The 18,141-nt window shown below is 49.2% G+C and carries 17 protein-coding genes and 1 tRNA gene; 7 read left to right on the top strand and 11 right to left on the bottom strand.

Going from position 1 to position 18,141, the window contains the following annotated elements; genetic code table 11:
* Nucleotides 1-10: 10 nt before the first annotated feature.
* The 8 genes from DFR60_RS09545 to DFR60_RS09580 form a co-directional block, all read right to left on the bottom strand.
* Entirely contained in the window at nt 11-1,777 is a 1,767-nt protein-coding gene (locus DFR60_RS09545) for a V-type ATP synthase subunit A (RefSeq protein WP_110322698.1), read from the bottom strand.
* Nucleotides 1,770-2,372, bottom strand: a complete 603-nt coding sequence (locus tag DFR60_RS09550; protein ID WP_110322699.1) for a V-type ATP synthase subunit E — start codon at nt 2,370-2,372, stop codon at nt 1,770-1,772. The genes DFR60_RS09545 and DFR60_RS09550 overlap by 8 nt, the downstream gene beginning before the upstream one ends.
* A gap of 16 nt (nt 2,373-2,388) precedes the next feature.
* Nucleotides 2,389-2,697 carry a V-type ATP synthase subunit F gene (locus DFR60_RS09555; RefSeq protein WP_110322700.1) on the bottom strand — a complete coding sequence of 103 codons (309 nt, stop codon included), beginning with the start codon at nt 2,695-2,697 and terminating at the stop codon, nt 2,389-2,391.
* 3 nt (nt 2,698-2,700) lie between these two features.
* Nucleotides 2,701-3,129 (bottom strand): ATP synthase subunit C, encoded by a 429-nt coding sequence (locus DFR60_RS09560; RefSeq protein WP_110322701.1) that lies wholly within the window; start codon nt 3,127-3,129, stop codon nt 2,701-2,703.
* 27 nt (nt 3,130-3,156) lie between these two features.
* On the bottom strand, nt 3,157-5,085 hold the full coding sequence (locus DFR60_RS09565; protein ID WP_110322702.1) for a V-type ATP synthase subunit I: 1,929 nt from the start codon (nt 5,083-5,085) through the stop codon (nt 3,157-3,159).
* Nucleotides 5,086-5,100: 15 nt separating this feature from the next.
* On the bottom strand, nt 5,101-6,150 hold the full coding sequence (locus DFR60_RS09570; RefSeq protein WP_110322703.1) for a V0D/AC39 family V-type ATPase subunit: 1,050 nt from the start codon (nt 6,148-6,150) through the stop codon (nt 5,101-5,103).
* 4 nt (nt 6,151-6,154) lie between these two features.
* Complete coding sequence (locus DFR60_RS09575) at nt 6,155-6,466, bottom strand: ATPase (protein ID WP_110322704.1); 312 nt, start codon at nt 6,464-6,466, stop codon at nt 6,155-6,157.
* 335 nt (nt 6,467-6,801) lie between these two features.
* Nucleotides 6,802-7,782 carry an SH3 domain-containing protein gene (locus tag DFR60_RS09580; protein WP_110322705.1) on the bottom strand — a complete coding sequence of 327 codons (981 nt, stop codon included), beginning with the start codon at nt 7,780-7,782 and terminating at the stop codon, nt 6,802-6,804.
* Between the two features lie 228 nt (nt 7,783-8,010).
* Between DFR60_RS09580 and trmB the strand changes: the two genes are divergently transcribed.
* From trmB to DFR60_RS09590, 3 genes are all read left to right on the top strand, one after another.
* Entirely contained in the window at nt 8,011-8,655 is a 645-nt protein-coding gene (trmB, locus tag DFR60_RS09585; protein WP_110322706.1) for a tRNA (guanosine(46)-N7)-methyltransferase TrmB, read from the top strand.
* Between the two features lie 77 nt (nt 8,656-8,732).
* The gene (locus tag DFR60_RS30340; protein WP_002605347.1) at nt 8,733-8,885 is read left to right on the top strand and encodes a hypothetical protein; all 153 of its coding nucleotides are present in this window, start codon (nt 8,733-8,735) and stop codon (nt 8,883-8,885) included.
* Nucleotides 8,886-8,992: 107 nt separating this feature from the next.
* Nucleotides 8,993-9,065 (top strand) — tRNA-Lys (locus tag DFR60_RS09590).
* Between the two features lie 182 nt (nt 9,066-9,247).
* Here the strand turns inward: DFR60_RS09590 and DFR60_RS09595 are convergent.
* Complete coding sequence (locus DFR60_RS09595; protein ID WP_110322707.1) at nt 9,248-10,243, bottom strand: LacI family DNA-binding transcriptional regulator; 996 nt, start codon at nt 10,241-10,243, stop codon at nt 9,248-9,250.
* 515 nt (nt 10,244-10,758) lie between these two features.
* Between DFR60_RS09595 and DFR60_RS09600 the strand changes: the two genes are divergently transcribed.
* Complete coding sequence (locus tag DFR60_RS09600) at nt 10,759-11,730, top strand: dihydrodipicolinate synthase family protein (RefSeq protein ID WP_110322708.1); 972 nt, start codon at nt 10,759-10,761, stop codon at nt 11,728-11,730.
* 127 nt (nt 11,731-11,857) lie between these two features.
* The gene (locus DFR60_RS09605; protein WP_110322709.1) at nt 11,858-13,105 is read left to right on the top strand and encodes an Nramp family divalent metal transporter; all 1,248 of its coding nucleotides are present in this window, start codon (nt 11,858-11,860) and stop codon (nt 13,103-13,105) included.
* Nucleotides 13,106-13,208: 103 nt separating this feature from the next.
* Here DFR60_RS09605 and DFR60_RS09610 read toward each other — a convergent pair whose 3' ends face one another.
* Entirely contained in the window at nt 13,209-14,519 is a 1,311-nt protein-coding gene (locus DFR60_RS09610) for a sensor histidine kinase (protein WP_110322710.1), read from the bottom strand.
* A complete protein-coding gene (locus DFR60_RS09615; RefSeq protein WP_110322711.1) occupies nt 14,516-15,229 on the bottom strand; it encodes a LytR/AlgR family response regulator transcription factor in 714 nt (237 codons plus the stop codon). The genes DFR60_RS09610 and DFR60_RS09615 overlap by 4 nt, the downstream gene beginning before the upstream one ends.
* A gap of 179 nt (nt 15,230-15,408) precedes the next feature.
* On the opposite strand from DFR60_RS09615, the gene DFR60_RS09620 reads away from it, so the two are divergent.
* Nucleotides 15,409-16,833 carry an APC family permease gene (locus DFR60_RS09620; protein ID WP_055660067.1) on the top strand — a complete coding sequence of 475 codons (1,425 nt, stop codon included), beginning with the start codon at nt 15,409-15,411 and terminating at the stop codon, nt 16,831-16,833.
* A gap of 29 nt (nt 16,834-16,862) precedes the next feature.
* Nucleotides 16,863-18,119 carry a metal-dependent hydrolase family protein gene (locus tag DFR60_RS09625; RefSeq protein ID WP_055660065.1) on the top strand — a complete coding sequence of 419 codons (1,257 nt, stop codon included), beginning with the start codon at nt 16,863-16,865 and terminating at the stop codon, nt 18,117-18,119.
* Nucleotides 18,120-18,141: the final 22 nt, after the last annotated feature.

Here is an 18,141-nt window from a genome sequence, read left to right on the forward strand (position 1 = left end):
TGCCGCCTCCTTATGCGTTGCGCTCGATGACGGATTCATAGAAGGCATCAATCTGCTTCCTGTAGTCATCAAACATGTCGAGTCTGTCATTAGGTACATCGTATTTGATGGAGATGATCTTATCGAATATCGGGTCCTCCTTAAGCACGGACATTGGCATGCCCATGGAGACGAGAGAACGTGATTTCTTGTAGAGATAAAGGATTAAATCCATCATTTTAAACTGCTTTTCCATCGGAACGCACGTATCGTCTTTATGGAACGCGTTCTGCTGAAGGAATCCGATTCGGATGACCTTTGAGATCTCCAGAATCAGCTTCTGATCGTCGGGAAGCATATCTCCGCCGATCAGCTTAACGATCTCCATCAGGCTGCTTTCCTGCGTCAGTAAAAAGACGAGGCGGTTTCTGTAATCCACGAATTTTTTGTCTACATTTTCCACATACCATGGGGCTAAGTCAGTTAAATATTCGGAGTAGCTGCTCAGCCAGTGGATGGCGGGGAAATGCCTCTCGTTTGCCAGGTTTCTGTCCAGGCCCCAAAAGCAGCGCACGAAACGCTTGGTATTCTGGGTAACCGGTTCGGAGAAGTCGCCGCCCTGCGGGGATACGGCGCCGATGATGGTGACGGAGCCCTCTGTTCCATTCATGTTCTGCATCATACCGGCACGCTCGTAGAACGCGGATAAGCGGGATGCAAGGTAAGCCGGGAAACCTTCCTCGGCAGGCATCTCCTCCAGACGTCCGGACAGCTCCCTGAGAGCTTCCGCCCATCTCGATGTGGAGTCGGCCATGATGGCGACGTTGTAGCCCATGTCGCGGTAGTATTCCGCCAGCGTTAAGCCGGAGTAAAGGCTGGCCTCACGGGCTGCAACCGGCATGTTGGAGGTGTTGGCGATCAGTGTGGTACGGTCCATTAACGGATTGCCGGTACGCGGGTCAATCAGTTCGGAGAATTCCTCCAGAACCTGGGTCATCTCGTTGCCACGCTCGCCGCAGCCGATGTAGATGATGATATCGGCATCGGACCACTTGGCAATCTGATGCTGGGTCATGGTCTTTCCGGTACCGAAGCCGCCGGGAATACAGGCGGTACCGCCCTTTGCCAGCGGAAATAAGGTATCGATGATACGCTGGCCGGTGATCAGCGGCCGGGAGGCCGGGTATCTCTTTAACGTAGGCCTCGGAACACGGATGGGCCATTTCTGCGTCATGGTAAGCTTCCTCTCCGTACCGTCCGGAAGCTGAAGCGTTAAAAGTTCATCGTGGATCGTGTAGGAACCATCTGATACAACATCGAGGACGTAGCCTTCCATGTCCGGAGGAATCATGACCTTGTGTACGATGGCCGGGGTCTCCGGAACCTCCGCGATAATGGACCCCGGGAATAAACGGTCGCCCTTCCTGACTGTGATATGGGTTTCCCATTTTTTATCTCCATCCAGGGAGTCTACATGGACGCCGCGGTCGATATAGGCGCCGCCGGTCTTTGCGATCTCCGTTAAGGGCCGCTCGATACCGTCGAAAATGTTGTTTAAGATGCCGGGGGCCAGTGTAACGGAAACAGGTGAACCGGAGGATACAACGGTCTCTCCCGGTTTTAATCCGCTTGTTTCCTCGTACACCTGGACGATGGTACGCCCGGAGGTGAGGCCTATGACCTCGCCAACTAAATTGTCGCTGCCGACGTAAACCATTTCATTCATTTTGAATCCGGGGTCGCCCTTTAAATAGATAACAGGGCCGTTGATACCGGAAATAGTGCCAGTATTAGTCATTGGTGATACCTCCCTCCAGATCCTTTAGGTTAAAACGGAAATCCCGTTTTGCCTCCTCCAGCTTTGTCTGGAAGGAGTTGTCGATCAGGATATGCCGGGATGGGATGACGGCCCGGGTGCCGCCGCCGAAGGAGTATTCGCTCACGCGGATGTCGGCGCTGTTGTGGAGCGCCAGCCGGTTAAGCCTAGTCTCGTCCGCCGGATCGATGTAAATGGTAAAGAATTCGTTTCCGGCGAATTCTCTGGCGTGGCGGATCTGCTTCTCCAAAAGCTGTGTATATTCGGGAGTTTCCATGTACTGTTCCAGCACATCCTTTAGCTCCACGAAAATTTTGTCTTTCAGTTCTTCCTGTTTATGTCCGAGCTCCCGTTTGATGCCAATCTGCTCCAGGGAAAGCTTTTTGTTCGTCTCGTGTTCGATCCGTTCGCTTTCCAGTTCCACCTGCTGTTCGGCTCTCCGCCTCGCATCTGCCTGATGCTCCGCAAAGGTCTGTTCCAGGGCGGCGGTATATTCATCGAGCATCTTTGCACTGCGGCTTCTCGCATCTTCCATACAGAAATCCAGGAAATGCTGTAATTTTTCCTCAGTTGTCAAGATGACCACCTCTTTCCTATAGTTTTAATCCGATGGCTTCGTTTACATAATCTGTGATAAAGTTCGGCTTGCGGCCGGTACCATGGCGGTCGGGAATCTCTATGATGAGGGGCAGCTTCCGGTTCAATTTCACATCGTCGATGATGTCCGGAAATTCACGCCCGAATTTCTCTGTCAGCAGAATGATTCCAATCTCCTTATCGGCCAGGACCTTATCCAGCTCCTGTTTTAACTCAGCCTTTTCATGGACGACAGCACCTTCCACCCCGGCCAGCCTCATGCCGGTCCAGGTGTCGATGTTGTCGCTGATTAAATACATTTTCATAGATTATAACTTACCTAAGATCATGAAAGAAATGATCAGACCGTACAGACAAACACCTTCGGCAAGACCTACGAAGATCAGTGATTTACCAAGGATGGAACCATCTTCACTAATGGCGCCAAGCGCTGCGGATGCAGCTGCGGATACGGCGATACCACCGCCGATACAAGCCAGACCTGTGGAAAGTGCGGCAGCTAAATATCCCATGCCAGCCACGCCGGATGCAGCGGCGGCCGGTTCTGCAGCGACTGCATTGCCGGAGAACATGAAGACTGCGGATACCATCAGGGTGCCGAAGAATAAGAATGCATTAACGCCCAGTGCCTTTTTGTAACGGCCTTTGGACTTTTCACCCATGGCAAATGCGCCGAAAGGAACTGCGATGCTTAAGATTAAAGCTGCTGCTAAGGTTATTTTTACTAAAGTTGACATAATAAGATACCTCCTGATCGATTTAATTTAATTTGTCTTTCCGTATGGTTTAAATGCACGGCCTGTTCCGCGGTAGAAACGGCTGAACAGCTCGTAATATTCAAGACGGAGCACCTGAATGCCCACGATTAACCCTTCCATGCCGCACACGAACAGATTGCCGAGAACGACAATCGCCCAGTTGGGATTACCGGCTTCCGCGCCGGACAGCATGAGGACAACCTCCATCATGGCCGCATGGCTCACGGCGAAAGCTCCCACTCGGACGAAGGAAAGCGTGTTGGAGAAGTAGCTGAGCAGTACTTCAAACAGTTCGAAAAATCCCTGAACCACGAACATGCCCTTGCCTGCCGGCATGATCTGGGCTTTCTTTTCCAGAATATGGGTAAGTGGTTCCTTGAAAAACATGACGAGGAGCGGAATCCCGAACATAATGACTAACAGAACCGTTGCCGGTACCGGATTGCCTGTCATATATAAAACGATTGTGAGGACCAGGCTCGCATAGAAGACGAGGCCGGCCACGCCGTTGGTGTCAAACCATGTTTTTTCCGGATCGTGATCCCGGAGGCTGTTAATGATGTTAAGCACCATGGTCAGCAGGATGATACCCATGCCTATGGAGACAGCCACGATAAATACCGTGTTCAGCTTGCCGATAAACGGCAGATTCGTCATGTGTTCCATGGGGCGCAGCCATACGGCGTCGATAATATCCTCGAAACCGAACACGCTTCCGAACATGAAACCGAATATGGTGGAGAAGAAGCCGCAGCAGGAGATGATAGCCGCCAGATTCATCTTCTTGAACCGGTAAAGCAAAAAGCCGCCGAGAAGGAGGCAGAGTCCCTGTCCTACGTCACCGAACATGAAGCCGAAGAGGAAGGAGTAGGTGATGCCGATCAGCATGGTCGGATCAATCTCATTATAGGCCGGAAGGCCATACATCTGGATAAACATTTCAAACGGCTTAAACAGCTTCGGGTTATGAAGCTTTGTCGGCGGTCTGCTTATGATGTTGTTGTGGTCATCCTCCACGATGCAGAAGGTCTTTTCATCATTTGAAATTTCCTTCTGGAAGGCCTTGGCGTCCTTTTCGCTCATCCAGCCGCACAGAATATAGAAGGTATTGACGTTCTGCTTCGTGCACGCCGCCAGCTTTCGGACATTGAAGTTGGTGGAGAAGGTGGAGAGCTTATCGTGGGAGGCCAGAAGCTTATCGCGCTGTCTGTCCAGTACATCGGCCATCTGACGGTGAATCGCGTCGATATCCGCCTGAAGCGAGGATATCTTGTCCTCCAGGGTGTGAATGGCATCTAACGGTGTGCCTTCGTACTCATCCGGAAGGAAGAAACGTTCGAAATGCATGGAAGAGTAGATGGCGTCGATCTGATTGGAGATGGTCTCAGGTACGAAATAAACGACCCAGACGTATTCCTCATCCTCACGGCACTTGTAAAGCACGGTGTCGATGGAGTCGTAAACGTAGCTCTCAAACTTCTTATAGTATTCATGGGAGATGCGTCCAAACCTGAATTTAATGTATTTGAAATGCAGGATTGAACTCAAATCGTAGTTAAGCCCCGTAAAAGGAACTACCTTGTCCAGGGATTCCTGTAAGGAATCGCGTTCACCGGTGAGCACAGTCTCCTTTTCCATGAGTTCCTTCATCGTCGTGTCCAGTTTATCAATGGTGTCGATGGCCTCTTCAATGGAAACGGCAGCGGCAGTGGTCTTTGGCGCAGTGGCCGGAAGCAGTCCCACCAGCTCGGCGGCACGCTGGTATGTGTCCCTGTACGGGTTAATCTCAATATATGGTCTTAAGTCTTTTACCGTCTTTAATTCTGACAGCGCATTTTCCAAATGGATCTCGTATTTGGACAAATACGTGTCAATGACCCGGTCGATGTCTTCTTTGGGCCCGGTGATACTTAAGAACTTCATCTTTTCTATCACGGATAATAACCCCCTTTATTGGTTCTTTACCACATAGGAGAGAATTTCATCCGGGCTGATGCCGTAACGGATACTCTCTATGACGGTAATGATTTTCTGAATTTCCTCCTCCTTGAAATAGAGGTATGAATTCAGTGTGGCGATGGAATATGGATTCTTGCGGCTGGTGGCGCTGTAGATCTTGCCCAGCACTTCCTCGGCCAGCATTTCCAGCTCGGTATTATCCGATGAGTCCATGTCTTCCAGTCTGCCATAGTACGTCGTCTGCAATGCATGGAAAAATTCATCCAGCGTCCCGGCTTCCACAAGCTTTGTGATCTGCTCCTTCTTTAAATGGAACTCGATGGGAATGAGCAGTGCGTAGATGTCTGCCGGCTGCAGGTTATAATATTTTTTTGAACGGTATATCCACTGAATATTTAAAAGGTCCAGCTTGCTGCCGAAGCAGTCGGTGAGGAGCTTCTGTTCTTTTCGGGAAAGATATTTTCCCTTGACCTTCCAGATGGTTTTGAAATACAAAAGATCCAGATGGATCTCGTAATCAAACAGGGAAGGATGTTCCACGTCATCCAAATGGGTCAGCAAATCGTAATAGATGGACCCGTCTAAATTGGAGATAAATTCCTGTACGCTTCCCGACGAGGAAAGCCTTATTAAATCAAGCTTTGAATGCTTCTCGAAAAAGTCCTGGAATACCGATAAGTCTATTTCAGGCTTCTGGTGGCCCAGTGCATTGCGGAAGCATTTCTTCAGGATATCGATCTCGTAGTGCATGAAATACAAATCCAGGAATTTGCGCTGCGAAAGGTTTGCAAAACGATAAAGCTTTGCAAAATCCTGGTATTGAGACAGAATCAGACGCTGTTCGATGGCGCCGCGGTGCAGCTCGACTCCCTCCAGGTTGGAAAAAATCATGCCGTAAGCGGGCAGCCGCCGTAAATATTCCACGGCGTCGGATACTGATTCAAGCGTGGACATCTCGCCGAACTGGCGGTCGGTGATCAGATGGCTCTCCATGGCCCGGACCTTGGTAGTGATGCCGCTGTAGGATAGCAGGCCTCCCATATGATCACTCCTTTGTCATTTTTTTAAATAGTTCCTCCACATATTCTGTGTGATGTTCCTGATAACGTTGTTCCATTGCGCGAAGGACGTTCTGGGAATCGTTCCGCTGTTTTTCAAGACGTTCGTTCATCTCGATCTCCATTCTGGCACGTAGTTTTTCAATCCGTTTATTCGTCTCGGCTTCCAGCTGAGCGTCAAAAGCTGCCGTCCGTTCTTCCATCTCTTTGGCAAATGCTTTCTTGCGTTCATTGGCATCCTCCATGATGGCGGTAGCAGCAGATTCGATCTCGGATATCTTTTCAATAACAGTATCCATATATTGCCCTCCTCTAATTATTATAAAACTCGTAAATGCACAAGTTTCAACTTATAATCATACTACAAATTTAAAAATTTTCCATAGTAATTTTAGAAATAGGACATTAAAAATTATGGAAATTCAATATTTTTTAACTTTCTTGATCAAAAATTATCAATTTCTTGCTTTTATGAAAAAAAATGGTGCACAAAAAACGGCGGCGATAGTACTTTTTAAAATATAAAAGACCGCGGTGCGGACAGTGCCGTCATAAGACGTCTGTCCGCATCGCGGTTCTAAACATTCGTTTTTCGCGGAGTGATTGATCGTACCGTGAATCTGTGATTAAAATATTACTGGGCTGCAGTTGTCGCTTCTGTCCCGGCATCTGACTGCTGAGGCGCTTCCTCTGCGGCCAGATACTTACTGGATACATAGGCCTGCCTGCCCTCGAACATAATGACCGCCCAATCCTGATCATGGGCCTGGACGTATTCGACCACTGTCCCGGGAACCAGTGTTCCTAATACTGCGCCGGTCTGTGAAGGTTCCGCTCTGACGTTCAGTCTGGGGCTGGCCGTGGTCTTATAAATCTTCGGAGTTTCCGTCGATGGCTCCGGTTCTGTCGCCGGTTCCGGCGCTACAGTCGCTTCGGTGGTAACTTCCGGAGAAGTGGACGGAGCGCTTGTCTCCTTCTTATCATCCTTGCCGCCGAAAAGCTTGAAGAGTCCCATGGCTGCCAGAACGATAACGAGAATAATCAGAAAAATCACTGCCGGTCTCAACAGATCGTAGGGATCAAATCCTTTTTTCTTTGAGCGCCGCCTGCTCCGGTTTGCCGAAGACGGTCTCTGGCTGCTTCGCTGACCGCTTCTCTGGGGAGATGAACTCCTCTGGCCGGTGCTTCTCTGAGCCGGCTGTGCGGATCTTGCCGCAGGCCGCTGCTGTGGCTTGGTGGGTGTGGTACTGCGGCGTCTGCCGCTATAGATATTTGCAAAGGCAGCAGCTTCCTGGGAAAGAAGCTGATACGCTTCATTCGCATCATAAGGGCTGTCATTACCATCATGAACAGCTTTGTTGCCAAGTACCCGAATTCTGTGATAGTGGTCTTTTGTGGCCTGGGATATCCAGTGGCCTTCAAACAACTGATCGATGCTGTCCGCCAGATCCCCATCTACAATCAAAGCCTTCTCTCCAAGGCAGTTTACCATAAATTCCAGTGCCTGGCGGGATTTGATCATGGCCAGATTATACTGCTTCTGGCCGATGAGACGTTCTGCCTCCCGGACACTTTGCTGGACCCTTGTCCAGTTGTTGTTGTCTGTAGTTCCCATATGCTTCCTCCTTTGCAAAAAACGATCGTATACCAATATACAGATATTATACTAGATTATCTGTAATTGTGCACCTATTATTTTGAAGTTTTTTATTTGTAAGAGAAAAGTAAAAAATAACCCAAAGCCATAATAAATCCCCTTCAAAAGAGACCGCACTTGCGTTCGAATCGTATTCTATGGTACAATCAGAACGAAAAAATTAAACAGGTACTGGAGGATATGAATATGAGATTACGCCATATTCCAGGCTCGGAGGAAGAGATCGCAAACAGCCCTTACGTGGTTTCAAACCCGGAAGAGAAGAAGGGGCGCTGGAGCGAGGTCTTTGGTAATGAAAATCCAATTGAAATAGAAGTAGGCATGGGAAAAGGACGGTTTATTATGGAACTGGCGTCCAAAAATCCCGGGATCAATTATGTGGGCATTGAGCGGTACTGCAGCGTCCTGCTGAGAGGAATCCAGAAACGCCAGGAGATGGAGCTTTCCAATATCTTCTTTATGTGTGTGGATGCGAGAGAGCTTTCTGATATTTTCGCTCCGGGCGAGGTAAAGAAGATTTATCTTAATTTTTCCGATCCATGGCCCAAGGACCGCCACGCGAAGAGGCGTCTGACATCGGAACCGTTTATGGAAGTGTATGATAAGATTCTGGCCCCGGATGGTGTCGTGGAGTTTAAGACGGACAACCGCGGACTGTTTGACTATTCCCTGGAATCCGTGCCTGCGGCCGGATGGGACATCAGAGAGTATACGTACGACTTACACCATTCCGACATGGCAGAGGGAAATATCATGACGGAATATGAAGAAAAGTTTTCTTCCATGGGGAACGCCATATTCAAGCTGGTTGCGGAACGAAAAAGGAAGTAACCGGGAAAAAGGGACTGGCACGCCGGAGACCGCCTGTCATATAATGGAGTTAACAGGATATGACAGGAGCGGTCCATATGGGAATGAAAGACAAGGTAACCGTAAAACTTCTCCAGGCGACAAGCGATAAGACGGAGCTCAACAAGAAGGCACTGCAATGGAAGAAATCCTTCGTGGAAGTGAACAAAACTCTCGGTACTTCCTCCCCTAAAAAGAAGAAAAATAAATAATTATGAAAGAGTTGTAAATTTTTTGTAAAAAAGGGGTTGACTTTTGTCAAACGCAGTTATATAATAACACACGTGTCACCGAGACAGGCACACAAAACTGAAGAGAAGCGCCTTTAGCTCAGTTGGTAGAGCAGTAGACTCTTAATCTATTTGTCCAGGGTTCGAGTCCCTGAAGGCGCACGAAAAAGTTCCGATTTTGCAGACAGAGAGTTGCGGGGTTGGGGCTTTTATTTCGATTTAAAGATGAATGCCGGCAGCGTTATGGAGTATTGCAAAACGTGCCGGCTGTTTTTATGCAATAGAAAGTGTCCTGTTACAAAAAAGCCCTTCGGGCAGGAAGCGGGACTCTTATTTTCCAAAAATCAGCTGCTTTCCCTCTCCACCAGCGATGCAGAGAACACCAGATGCTGCACGCTCGGTTTATTATCGGAAGGCGCTTCAATCTCATCGATGACCATATGTGTCGCTTTTTCGCCCATCTCGTGGGCGGGAATCTCCAGCGATGTCATGGTCGTCTCTAAGAGTCCGCCAATGGAGTGACCGGTTAGGCTTACCAGCCGGATCTGCTCCGGAACGCGGATTTTTCTGTCTTTTAAGGCGCGGATCGCCGCCATCCCCTGAATATCCACGGCCGCCATGATGGCGTCCAGATCCGGATTCTGATTCAGAAGATCTTCTGTACACTGATACCCGTATTCAAAATTATTGCCCGGCATCGGAGAAGTGGCGCAGGTTTCTGTCAGCCCCAGCTCTTCCATGGCCCGGTGATAGCCGTTATAGCGCTCCCGGTAGGGCGCAAGGCTTGTGGTGCCGTTGATCAGGCCGATTTCCCGGCAGCCCCTGGAATAGAGGTATCTGACGGTGTCGTAGCCGCAGGCGTCGTAATCGGCAATGACGCTGCTGATGGTGCCTTCTTGCTTCCGGACGATCTGGGTCACTGCAATGCCTCCGGCGTGGATATCCCGCAGGAGGTGGCCGTTACGCCCTGTACCGGCTATGATAATGCCATCTACGAAACCATTGCGCAGGCGGTTTAAACACTCTTTCTCGATGACCGGGTCATCCTCCGTGTGACAGATGAGCGTCGCATATCCCAGCTTTCGGGATTCCGATTCGATACTCTGGGTAATATCGGCGAACAGCGTTAAATGAAGGCGGGGAACGACGACGCCTATGGTATGGCGTTTTCCCTGACGCAGTCCCTGGGCGAGAACGTTGGGCTGATAGCTTAATTCCTTCACGGCCGCGAAGATCCGGGCCTTTGTATCCGGATGGACATAGGAAGTATTGTTCAGCGCCCGGGAAACCGTGCTTACATCGACACATGCCAGTCTTGCAACATCTTTTAAAGTAGCCATAAGATCAATCCTTTTCCGTTTGTTTTTGCAGAATATTATATACAATCGTTTGCCTATAATAACAATATAGTACAGATTAAAGCGGAATACAAGCGAAATGCAGGAGAAATACGAAAGAATTACGGGGGAAGAACTAAATCTCCTTCCTTTAAGCGTAGCGTGGCCTGTTTTATAAAAAAGGCAGTAATTATGCACAAAAAATGTGAACATAAACAAAATATACTATGCTTTATGCAAATATTTGTAGGCCGTATGCAATAAATTGCAGGTCAGACCATATCTATTGACCACCGCATTGCGGTATGGTATAAAGGAGCTACAGACATACAAACGATTGCATAAACGAAGCTGAAACACCAGCGCGCGATGGTGAAGTAGATTTCGGGGCAGACCGCTGTGTCAGATGACATTCAAATTGAATAAACAGATTGAATAAGCAGATTGGAAAAACAGATTAAAAAAGGCAGATTGAATAAAACAGATCAGGCTTATAAAATGAGAAGGAGATTAGAATTATGGCAAAAGTAAAAAATTTTAAAACAGTTTTCCCGGCAGTATCCGTACCTTTAAATGACGACTATACAATCAATGAACCGGAGTTCCGTGCTTACCTCCGTTGGATGAAGACTTTCTATAATAAAGGAATCCAGGGGCTGGTGTGTAACGGCCATACAGGCGAGATCACAGGCCTTTCCCGTGCGGAGCGGAAGCGTGTGGTTGAAATATGCAGCGAGGAATGCGGCGATATTATGACCATCATCTCCGGAATCAACTGCGAGAACACCATAGAATCCATTGAGATGGCAAAGGAAGCGAAGGAAGCCGGAGCGGACGGAATCCTGTTGATGCCCCCTCACATGTGGCTGCGCTTTGGTATGAATGCGGACGCACCGTTTGAGTATGTGAAGGACGTGGCAGAGGGCGCGGATATCGATATCATTATTCACCTCTATCCGGCCACCAGCAAGGCATTCTATCCGGTCGAGACACTGATTAAAATGTGTAAGGAAATCGATCACGTAAAATGCATCAAGATGGGAACCCGTGTTACCTCTATCTATGAGCACGACGTTCGCCTCCTTCGTCAGGAGTGCCCGGATATCTCTCTGATTACATGTCATGATGAGACGCTCTGTGTCAGCTGGTTCCCGGGAATGGACGGCGCATTAATCGGCTTTGCAGGCTGTGTGCCGGAGATCATCTGCCCGGCCCGCGAGGTATTCGCCAATCCGGAAAAGCACACATTAAAAGAGGCCCAGGACTGGTCCGACCGGATCTATCACATTTCACAGGCCATTTACGGCGGCGGCCAGCCATCCGGCGAGGCTCATGCACGGCTGAAAGAGGCACTCGTACAGCGCGGCATATTCTCCAGCGGCTTAATGCGTAAGCCGGTGCTCCCGCTGAACCAGGAAGAGAAGGACTGGATCGCGCTGGGACTTAAGAACAGCGGCATGGAAAAAGTGGACATGAGCCAGTTTCAGTAATCAGTAATGAAATCCAGTAATAAAATCCAGTAATAAAATCCGGTTGTAAAATCAGAGAAGCGAAAGGATTATAAAAAGGCGGCACCGGAAGCAGCCGGCGCCGCCCTTTATCAGGAGAGGTGAAAATATGGGGGAAGAATTTGACCAGACAAAAGTCAAAAAAGCATCAATTCTGGAACTGTTAAAACGTATTGGTCCGGGTATCATTCTGGCGGGGGTTGTAATCGGACCCGGCAATATAACGACATCTGCAATGCTGGGCTCCAACTATGGGTATTCCATGATATGGCTGGTGGTTCCCATCGCATTTATGGGAATCACATTTATGCTCACGACATACCGGATCTCCATGCTTACAGGAATGCCGGTAATCCATGCAATCCGCCATTACTATGGAAAAGGGGCGGCGGTTATCGTCGGCATGGCCACATTTTTTGCGTGCCTGTTCTTTACGATGGGAAATATCACAGGATCGGGAGCCGGTATGAACCTCATCTTCGGAATGAACTGGAAGCTGGGCTCTCTTATTATGATAGCCATTATTCTGGTGTGTTATTTCACCAAAGGGGTTTATTCCAAAGTGGAAAAGCTGATCACGCTGTGTATTCTGGGAATGATTATCTGCTTTTATGCCACGCTGACGGCCACGGGCGGACCGGCATGGGGAGAGCTTGGCAGGGGGCTTACCCACTGGAAGATCGCGGAGGGCAGCCTCACTACGGCGCTGGCCTACATAAGCACCAACGCGGCCATCACAGCGGGCATTTACGGAACGTATCTGGGCGTTGAAAAGAAGTGGAAAAAAGAAGATTTGTTCAACGGAATCATGCTCGCTGACGCCATCGCCCATGTGGCCGCCGTCATCCTGATATCAGGGGCAATCGTTTTAGTCGGCGCGATTGTACTGCATCCGACAGGAACGGCAATCAAGGCTCCGGCCCAGCTTGGCGATCTGCTCATTCCATTTTTAGGCAAAGCCGCGCCGGTCGTCATGGGGATTGCGCTGCTGGCAGCAGGATTTTCCTCACTGCTTGGTAATACGCAGCGCGGCATGGTGCTGCTTGCCGCCGGGATCGATAAGCCGGTGGGGCTGGAGACGAAGTTTATCCGCTGGGGCTGCCTCCTTTGCATCGCTTTTGCGGCAGTCATCTGTTACAGCTACGGCGGTTCCCCCACTCAGCTGATCTTTATTGCCAATATTGCAACCGCGGTCGCTACGCCGTTTGGCGGATTCTTCGTCTGCCGGCTGATTTTCCGCAAAGACGTTAATGCCGGATTAAAGACTCCGCGGGTACTTCAGATCTGTATGGTGATCAGCTACGCTTTCGCCCTGATCATGACAGGCTCCGCTCTCTGGAAGATGTTCTTTTTGTAGTCATGAGAGACAGTCTGTGGGATGACGGGAATCTATAATAGAAAACCAGGGCAGAGAAAACAATTCTTGTTTCAGGAAAATTGTTTTCTCTGCCCTGGTTTTTTCAGTTACCCAGCAGCATTAACATAACTGTAACGACAAACTCCTTTTCGTTCGGGGTGACCTTCATCTCTCCGTCGTACTTTTCTACCGTCGTGCGAACGTTGGAGAGTCCGATCCCACAGAAATGCTGGCCTTTTTTAACACTTTCATACTGGTTTTCCTTCAGAATGTACTGGCCGTTATAAGAGTTTGTGACCTTAATAATAAGAAAGGACTTCTTAAACAGGATCTCCACGTCAATAAAGCGGTCCTCCGTGTCTCCCTCCATGCGGCAGCAGGCTTCCTGGGCGTTGTCCAGTAAGTTTCCCAGAATAATGCATAAATCCACGTTGTCAATCGGTAAGTCCGGCGGAACCATGACATTTACTGTCATGCGGATGTTGTTCAGGGAGGCCCGCTCTTTGGCATCGTTCAGCAGGATGCTGATCAAATTGTTACCAATATTGACCGTGGAAGACAGGTGCCTGGAATCGGTGTAAATCTCATCGATGTAATGAAGCGCATCCTGATACTGCTCCAGTTCGATGAAGGATGCGATGCAGTGCAGATGGTTTTTCAGATCGTGGCGCATGGCCGCGACCTCGTGCTGAGACTTTTCCACACTCTTGTAATAATCTTTCTGATGTTCCAGAAGCTTGGACGCCATCAGACTCCGCTCGCTGGCCTCGTCGATCATCTCTGTTTTGTCAATCAGATAGAACAGCGCGAAGGACGTACACATGAGAATCCCGGATTCCGATAAATAAAACGGCGCGGTCTGGTTGATGGTCCGCAGATAAAACTGATGTATGACGATAAAGAGGATTCCGGCCGGTGCTAAGTAGGTGATGGCGGAATACAGGTTATATTTATTGTGGCGGCGCATGCTTCGGAAGTAGATGAACAGCCAGGTAAACAGGATAAAGACCACGCAGGCCGCAATCTGTGACAGAGGGCTCTGAATCAGATTGGAAGGGACCGACGGCAGATCTGCGTGCTTTAGCGCCATGAAAAATGTGGAGCAGGCCAGCTTGCACGAGTAATGCAGGGTGACAAAGAGGTACGTCACGAGGATCTTAATCTGAAGCGCATCCGCGAAAAAGAGGCAGGCCAGCAGAAGCGTAAATAAAAGATAGTAGGTCCACGCGGAAAACAGCGGCCAGCGGCCGGCATACGTGACAAGCTGAAAAACGAAATACGAAAAAAGCCCCAGGTAATAGTATTGATTGGGGCGGGAGTTGCGCCTTAAGAAGGCGCGGTACATCTGAAACAGAATCAGTGTCTCGGCACATGACAGAATCGTGTCCAGAAGCAGCTGGTAATAGACCGTCATATGATCTGCTCCTCCATATAATCTAAAAATTTCTGGTTTACTTCCCTGTGACGGTGGCGGCTCAAGGGAATCACTTCTCCGTTATCCAGCGTTATGGAATCCTTAAAAATGTTGTGAACGTGCTTCAGGTTCACGATGAAGCTCTTATGGACCCTTAGAAAGCCATGGCCTTCCGTCTGCTCCTCAACGGCGCTGATGCGTCCGGTAAAGGTATAGCCGCCCTGTCTGGAGGAGATGTGGATAGACCGGATATCCGATTCAAAATAGAAGATATCTTCCATGGATATGACGGTAGTCCCGCTCTTGCTGGGAAAACGGTAATAAGCCCCCCTCTTTTTATCGATGGAGGCGAAGATGTTCTTTGTGATTTTCTGAAATTCCGGCTTTGATACCGGTTTGACGATGTAACGGGCCGCATTGATCTTATAGCCCTCGATGGCGTATTCCACAGTTGCCGTAACGATGAGAATGGCCACATTCTGATCTACTTTTCGTATCTTCAAGGCAGTTTCGATCCCATTTAACCGGTCCATCATCATATCGAGGATGATTAAGTCGAACTGTCCTTCCTTTTTATATGCCTGCGCCAGCCCTACTCCGTCGTGGAAGGAGGACAGCTCCAGCGGATAGTGAAATTCAGGTTCTGTCAGATAATCCGTTATTAACTGCAGGTCTGCCGGATTGTCATCACATATTGCAACTTTATACATAAGGCTTCCCCTTTCCTAATCCGTCCACCGGTGCGAACAGATTAAAAATAGCTAAATCAGGTGCCGTTTCTGACATGGAAAATGTCTTTTCTGCACAGATAATTGACTATAAAATCATAAGAGTTAAAATGGCATTTGTCAAGTGACACATATACCAAATAAAAGGGGGAATTAATTCTATGGCTGGTTCCAAACAGACAGCTCCGGAAGGAACGGGTATGCAGAAAACCCTATCCATCTGGAACTACTTCACAATAGGTTTCGGCGCGATCATCGGGACGGGCTGGGTGCTCTTGGTTGGTGACTGGATGATTATCGGCGGCGGTCCGATCGCTGCAATGATTGCATTTTTCATTGGTGCGTTATTTCTGCTTCCGATTGGCGCGGTGTTCGGAGAACTGACGGCGGCAATACCGATATCCGGAGGTATTGTCGAGTACGTGGACAGAACCTTCGGCAAAAACGTTTCATACATAACGGGCTGGTTCCTGGCACTTGGAAACGGAATCCTGTGTCCGTGGGAGGCAATCGCAATCTCCACACTGGTTTCTGATATGTTCGGCGATATGCTGCCGTTTCTTCGCTCCGTAAAGCTCTATACGATTATGGGGGCCGATGTGTATCTGTTCCCGACAATCATCGCTCTGGGCTTTGCGTGCTACGTAATCTTTTTAAACTTTAAGGGTGCAAGCTCCGCGGCCAAGCTGCAGGCGTTCTTAACAAAGGCGCTGCTGGGCGGCATGCTTCTGGCCATGGCCATTTCCTTTGTAAAAGGCGGCCCGCACAATATTTTACCTGCTTTCGGACAGGTGGATGGTGCCGGTTCCTCTACGAGCGCAACAAACATGTTTGCCGGAATTGTATCCGTCCTTGTTATGACACCGTTCTTCTATGCGGGATTTGATACGATTCCGCAGCAGGCGGAGGAAGCGGCGGAAGGCCTTGACTGGAATAAATTCGGCAAGGTAATCAGCATGGCGCTTTTGGCTGCCGGCGGCTTCTATATGATCTGTATCTATTCCTTCGGAACCATTATTCCGTGGTCCGATTTTGTAAAGAGTTCCGTGCCGGCTCTGGCCTGCTTAAGAGACATCAACATGTTCCTGTATGTCATCATGCTGGTAATCGCAACCCTGGGGCCGATGGGACCAATGAACTCCTTCTATGGCGCCACCAGCCGAATCATGCTGGCTATGGGACGAAAGGGTCAGCTCCCGGAGAAATTTGCTGAAATTGATCCGAAAAGCGGTGCACCGAAAATGGCCAACATACTTCTTGCATGCTTAACTATAGTCGGACCGTTTCTGGGCAAGAAAATGCTGGTCCCGCTGACCAATGTATCCGCGCTGGCATTTATTTTCTCCTGCACCATGGTAAGCTTCGCCTGTCTGCGTATGAGAACGACGGAACCGGATCTTCCGAGACCGTATAAAGTACCCGGCGGCAAGCTGGGAATCGGGGCCGCCTGCCTGGCCGGTTCCATCATTATTGCATTAATGGTTATCCCGATGAGCCCGGCGGCTTTAAAGCCGGTAGAGTGGCTGATCGTAGCAGGCTGGCTGGTAGTTGGCCTCATCTTAAAAATGTTTTCACAGAAAAAATAATATATCTAAAAATTAAAGGAGGTTTTATCATGAAGAAAGAATTAAAAGATACCGCATTTGTCGGCGGACTGCTGATCGATGGTACCGGTGCAGAGCCAATTAAGGATTCCCTGGTTCTGGTAAAAGACGGAAAAGTCGCCTATGCGGGTGCTGGAAAAGAATTTGGTACGGAGTATGAAATCGTAGATGTTTCAGGAAAGACAATTATGCCTGGTTTAATCGATACACATCTGCATTTCTCCGGTAACTTAACGGATGATGACAGTGACTGGGTACTGGAGAGCGTTGAGCAGAAGGCAGTTGTAGCTGTTCAGCAGGCGCATGAATGTCTGGAAACAGGTCTTACCACAGTTGGTGAGATCGGACGGAACGGCCTTGCAATCCGTGATATGGTGGAAGCCGGAATCATGGAAGGACCGCGTGTTGTCGGTACAGGACTTGGATTCTGCCGTACAGCAGGCCATGGCGATTCCCATAAGCTCTTAAAAGAGCATAACGATTTAGGCCATCCGTGGGCTGAGCGTATCGACGGACCGTGGGATTTAAGAAAAGCAGTGAGAAGAAGACTGCGTGACAACCCGGACGCCATCAAGATCTGGGCAACCGGCGGCGGAATCTGGCGCTGGGATCAGAAGCTGGATCAGCATTACTGCATGGAAGAAATCCAGGCAGTCGTAGACGAGTGCAATATGGTAGGAATCCCGGTATGGGCTCACTGTGAAGGCTTCGGCGGCGCATTAGACTGTGCAAAGGCCGGCGTTCATCTGATCATCCATGGCCAGGCTTTAAATGACGAGTGTCTCGATATCATGGCGGAAAAAGGCATCTACTTCTGCCCGACGATTCAGTTCTTACATGAGTGGTTCAAGACGTATCCGCCGACATACGTACCGGAAATCCATGACAAGTTCCCGGGCAAGGATGTGGTTGAGAAGGAACTAAACCGTGTTTACGCAAACCTTAGAAGAGCAAAAGATAAAGGCATCGGCTTAACCATCGGTTCCGACTCCTTCTGCTCCAGCCTGACACCATACGGCTATACCGCAATGGGTGAGATGTACTCCTTCGTAGAGTGCGCAGGCATCAGCGAGATGGATACCATCGTTGCAGCTACCAAGGTGGGCGCAGAGATGCTGAAGGTTGCAGACGTAACGGGTACTCTGGAAGAAGGCAAGAGCGCTGATTTACTGGTTATCGACGGCAACCCGCTGGAAAATATCAGAAATATCTGCGTGGAGAACATGAAGGTTATCATGAAAGAAGGACGTTTCGTAAAACGCCACTAAATACAGAAACAGAGAGCCCGCA

The sequence above is a fragment of the Hungatella effluvii genome (assembly GCF_003201875.1).
Taxonomy (GTDB): domain Bacteria; phylum Bacillota; class Clostridia; order Lachnospirales; family Lachnospiraceae; genus Hungatella; species Hungatella effluvii.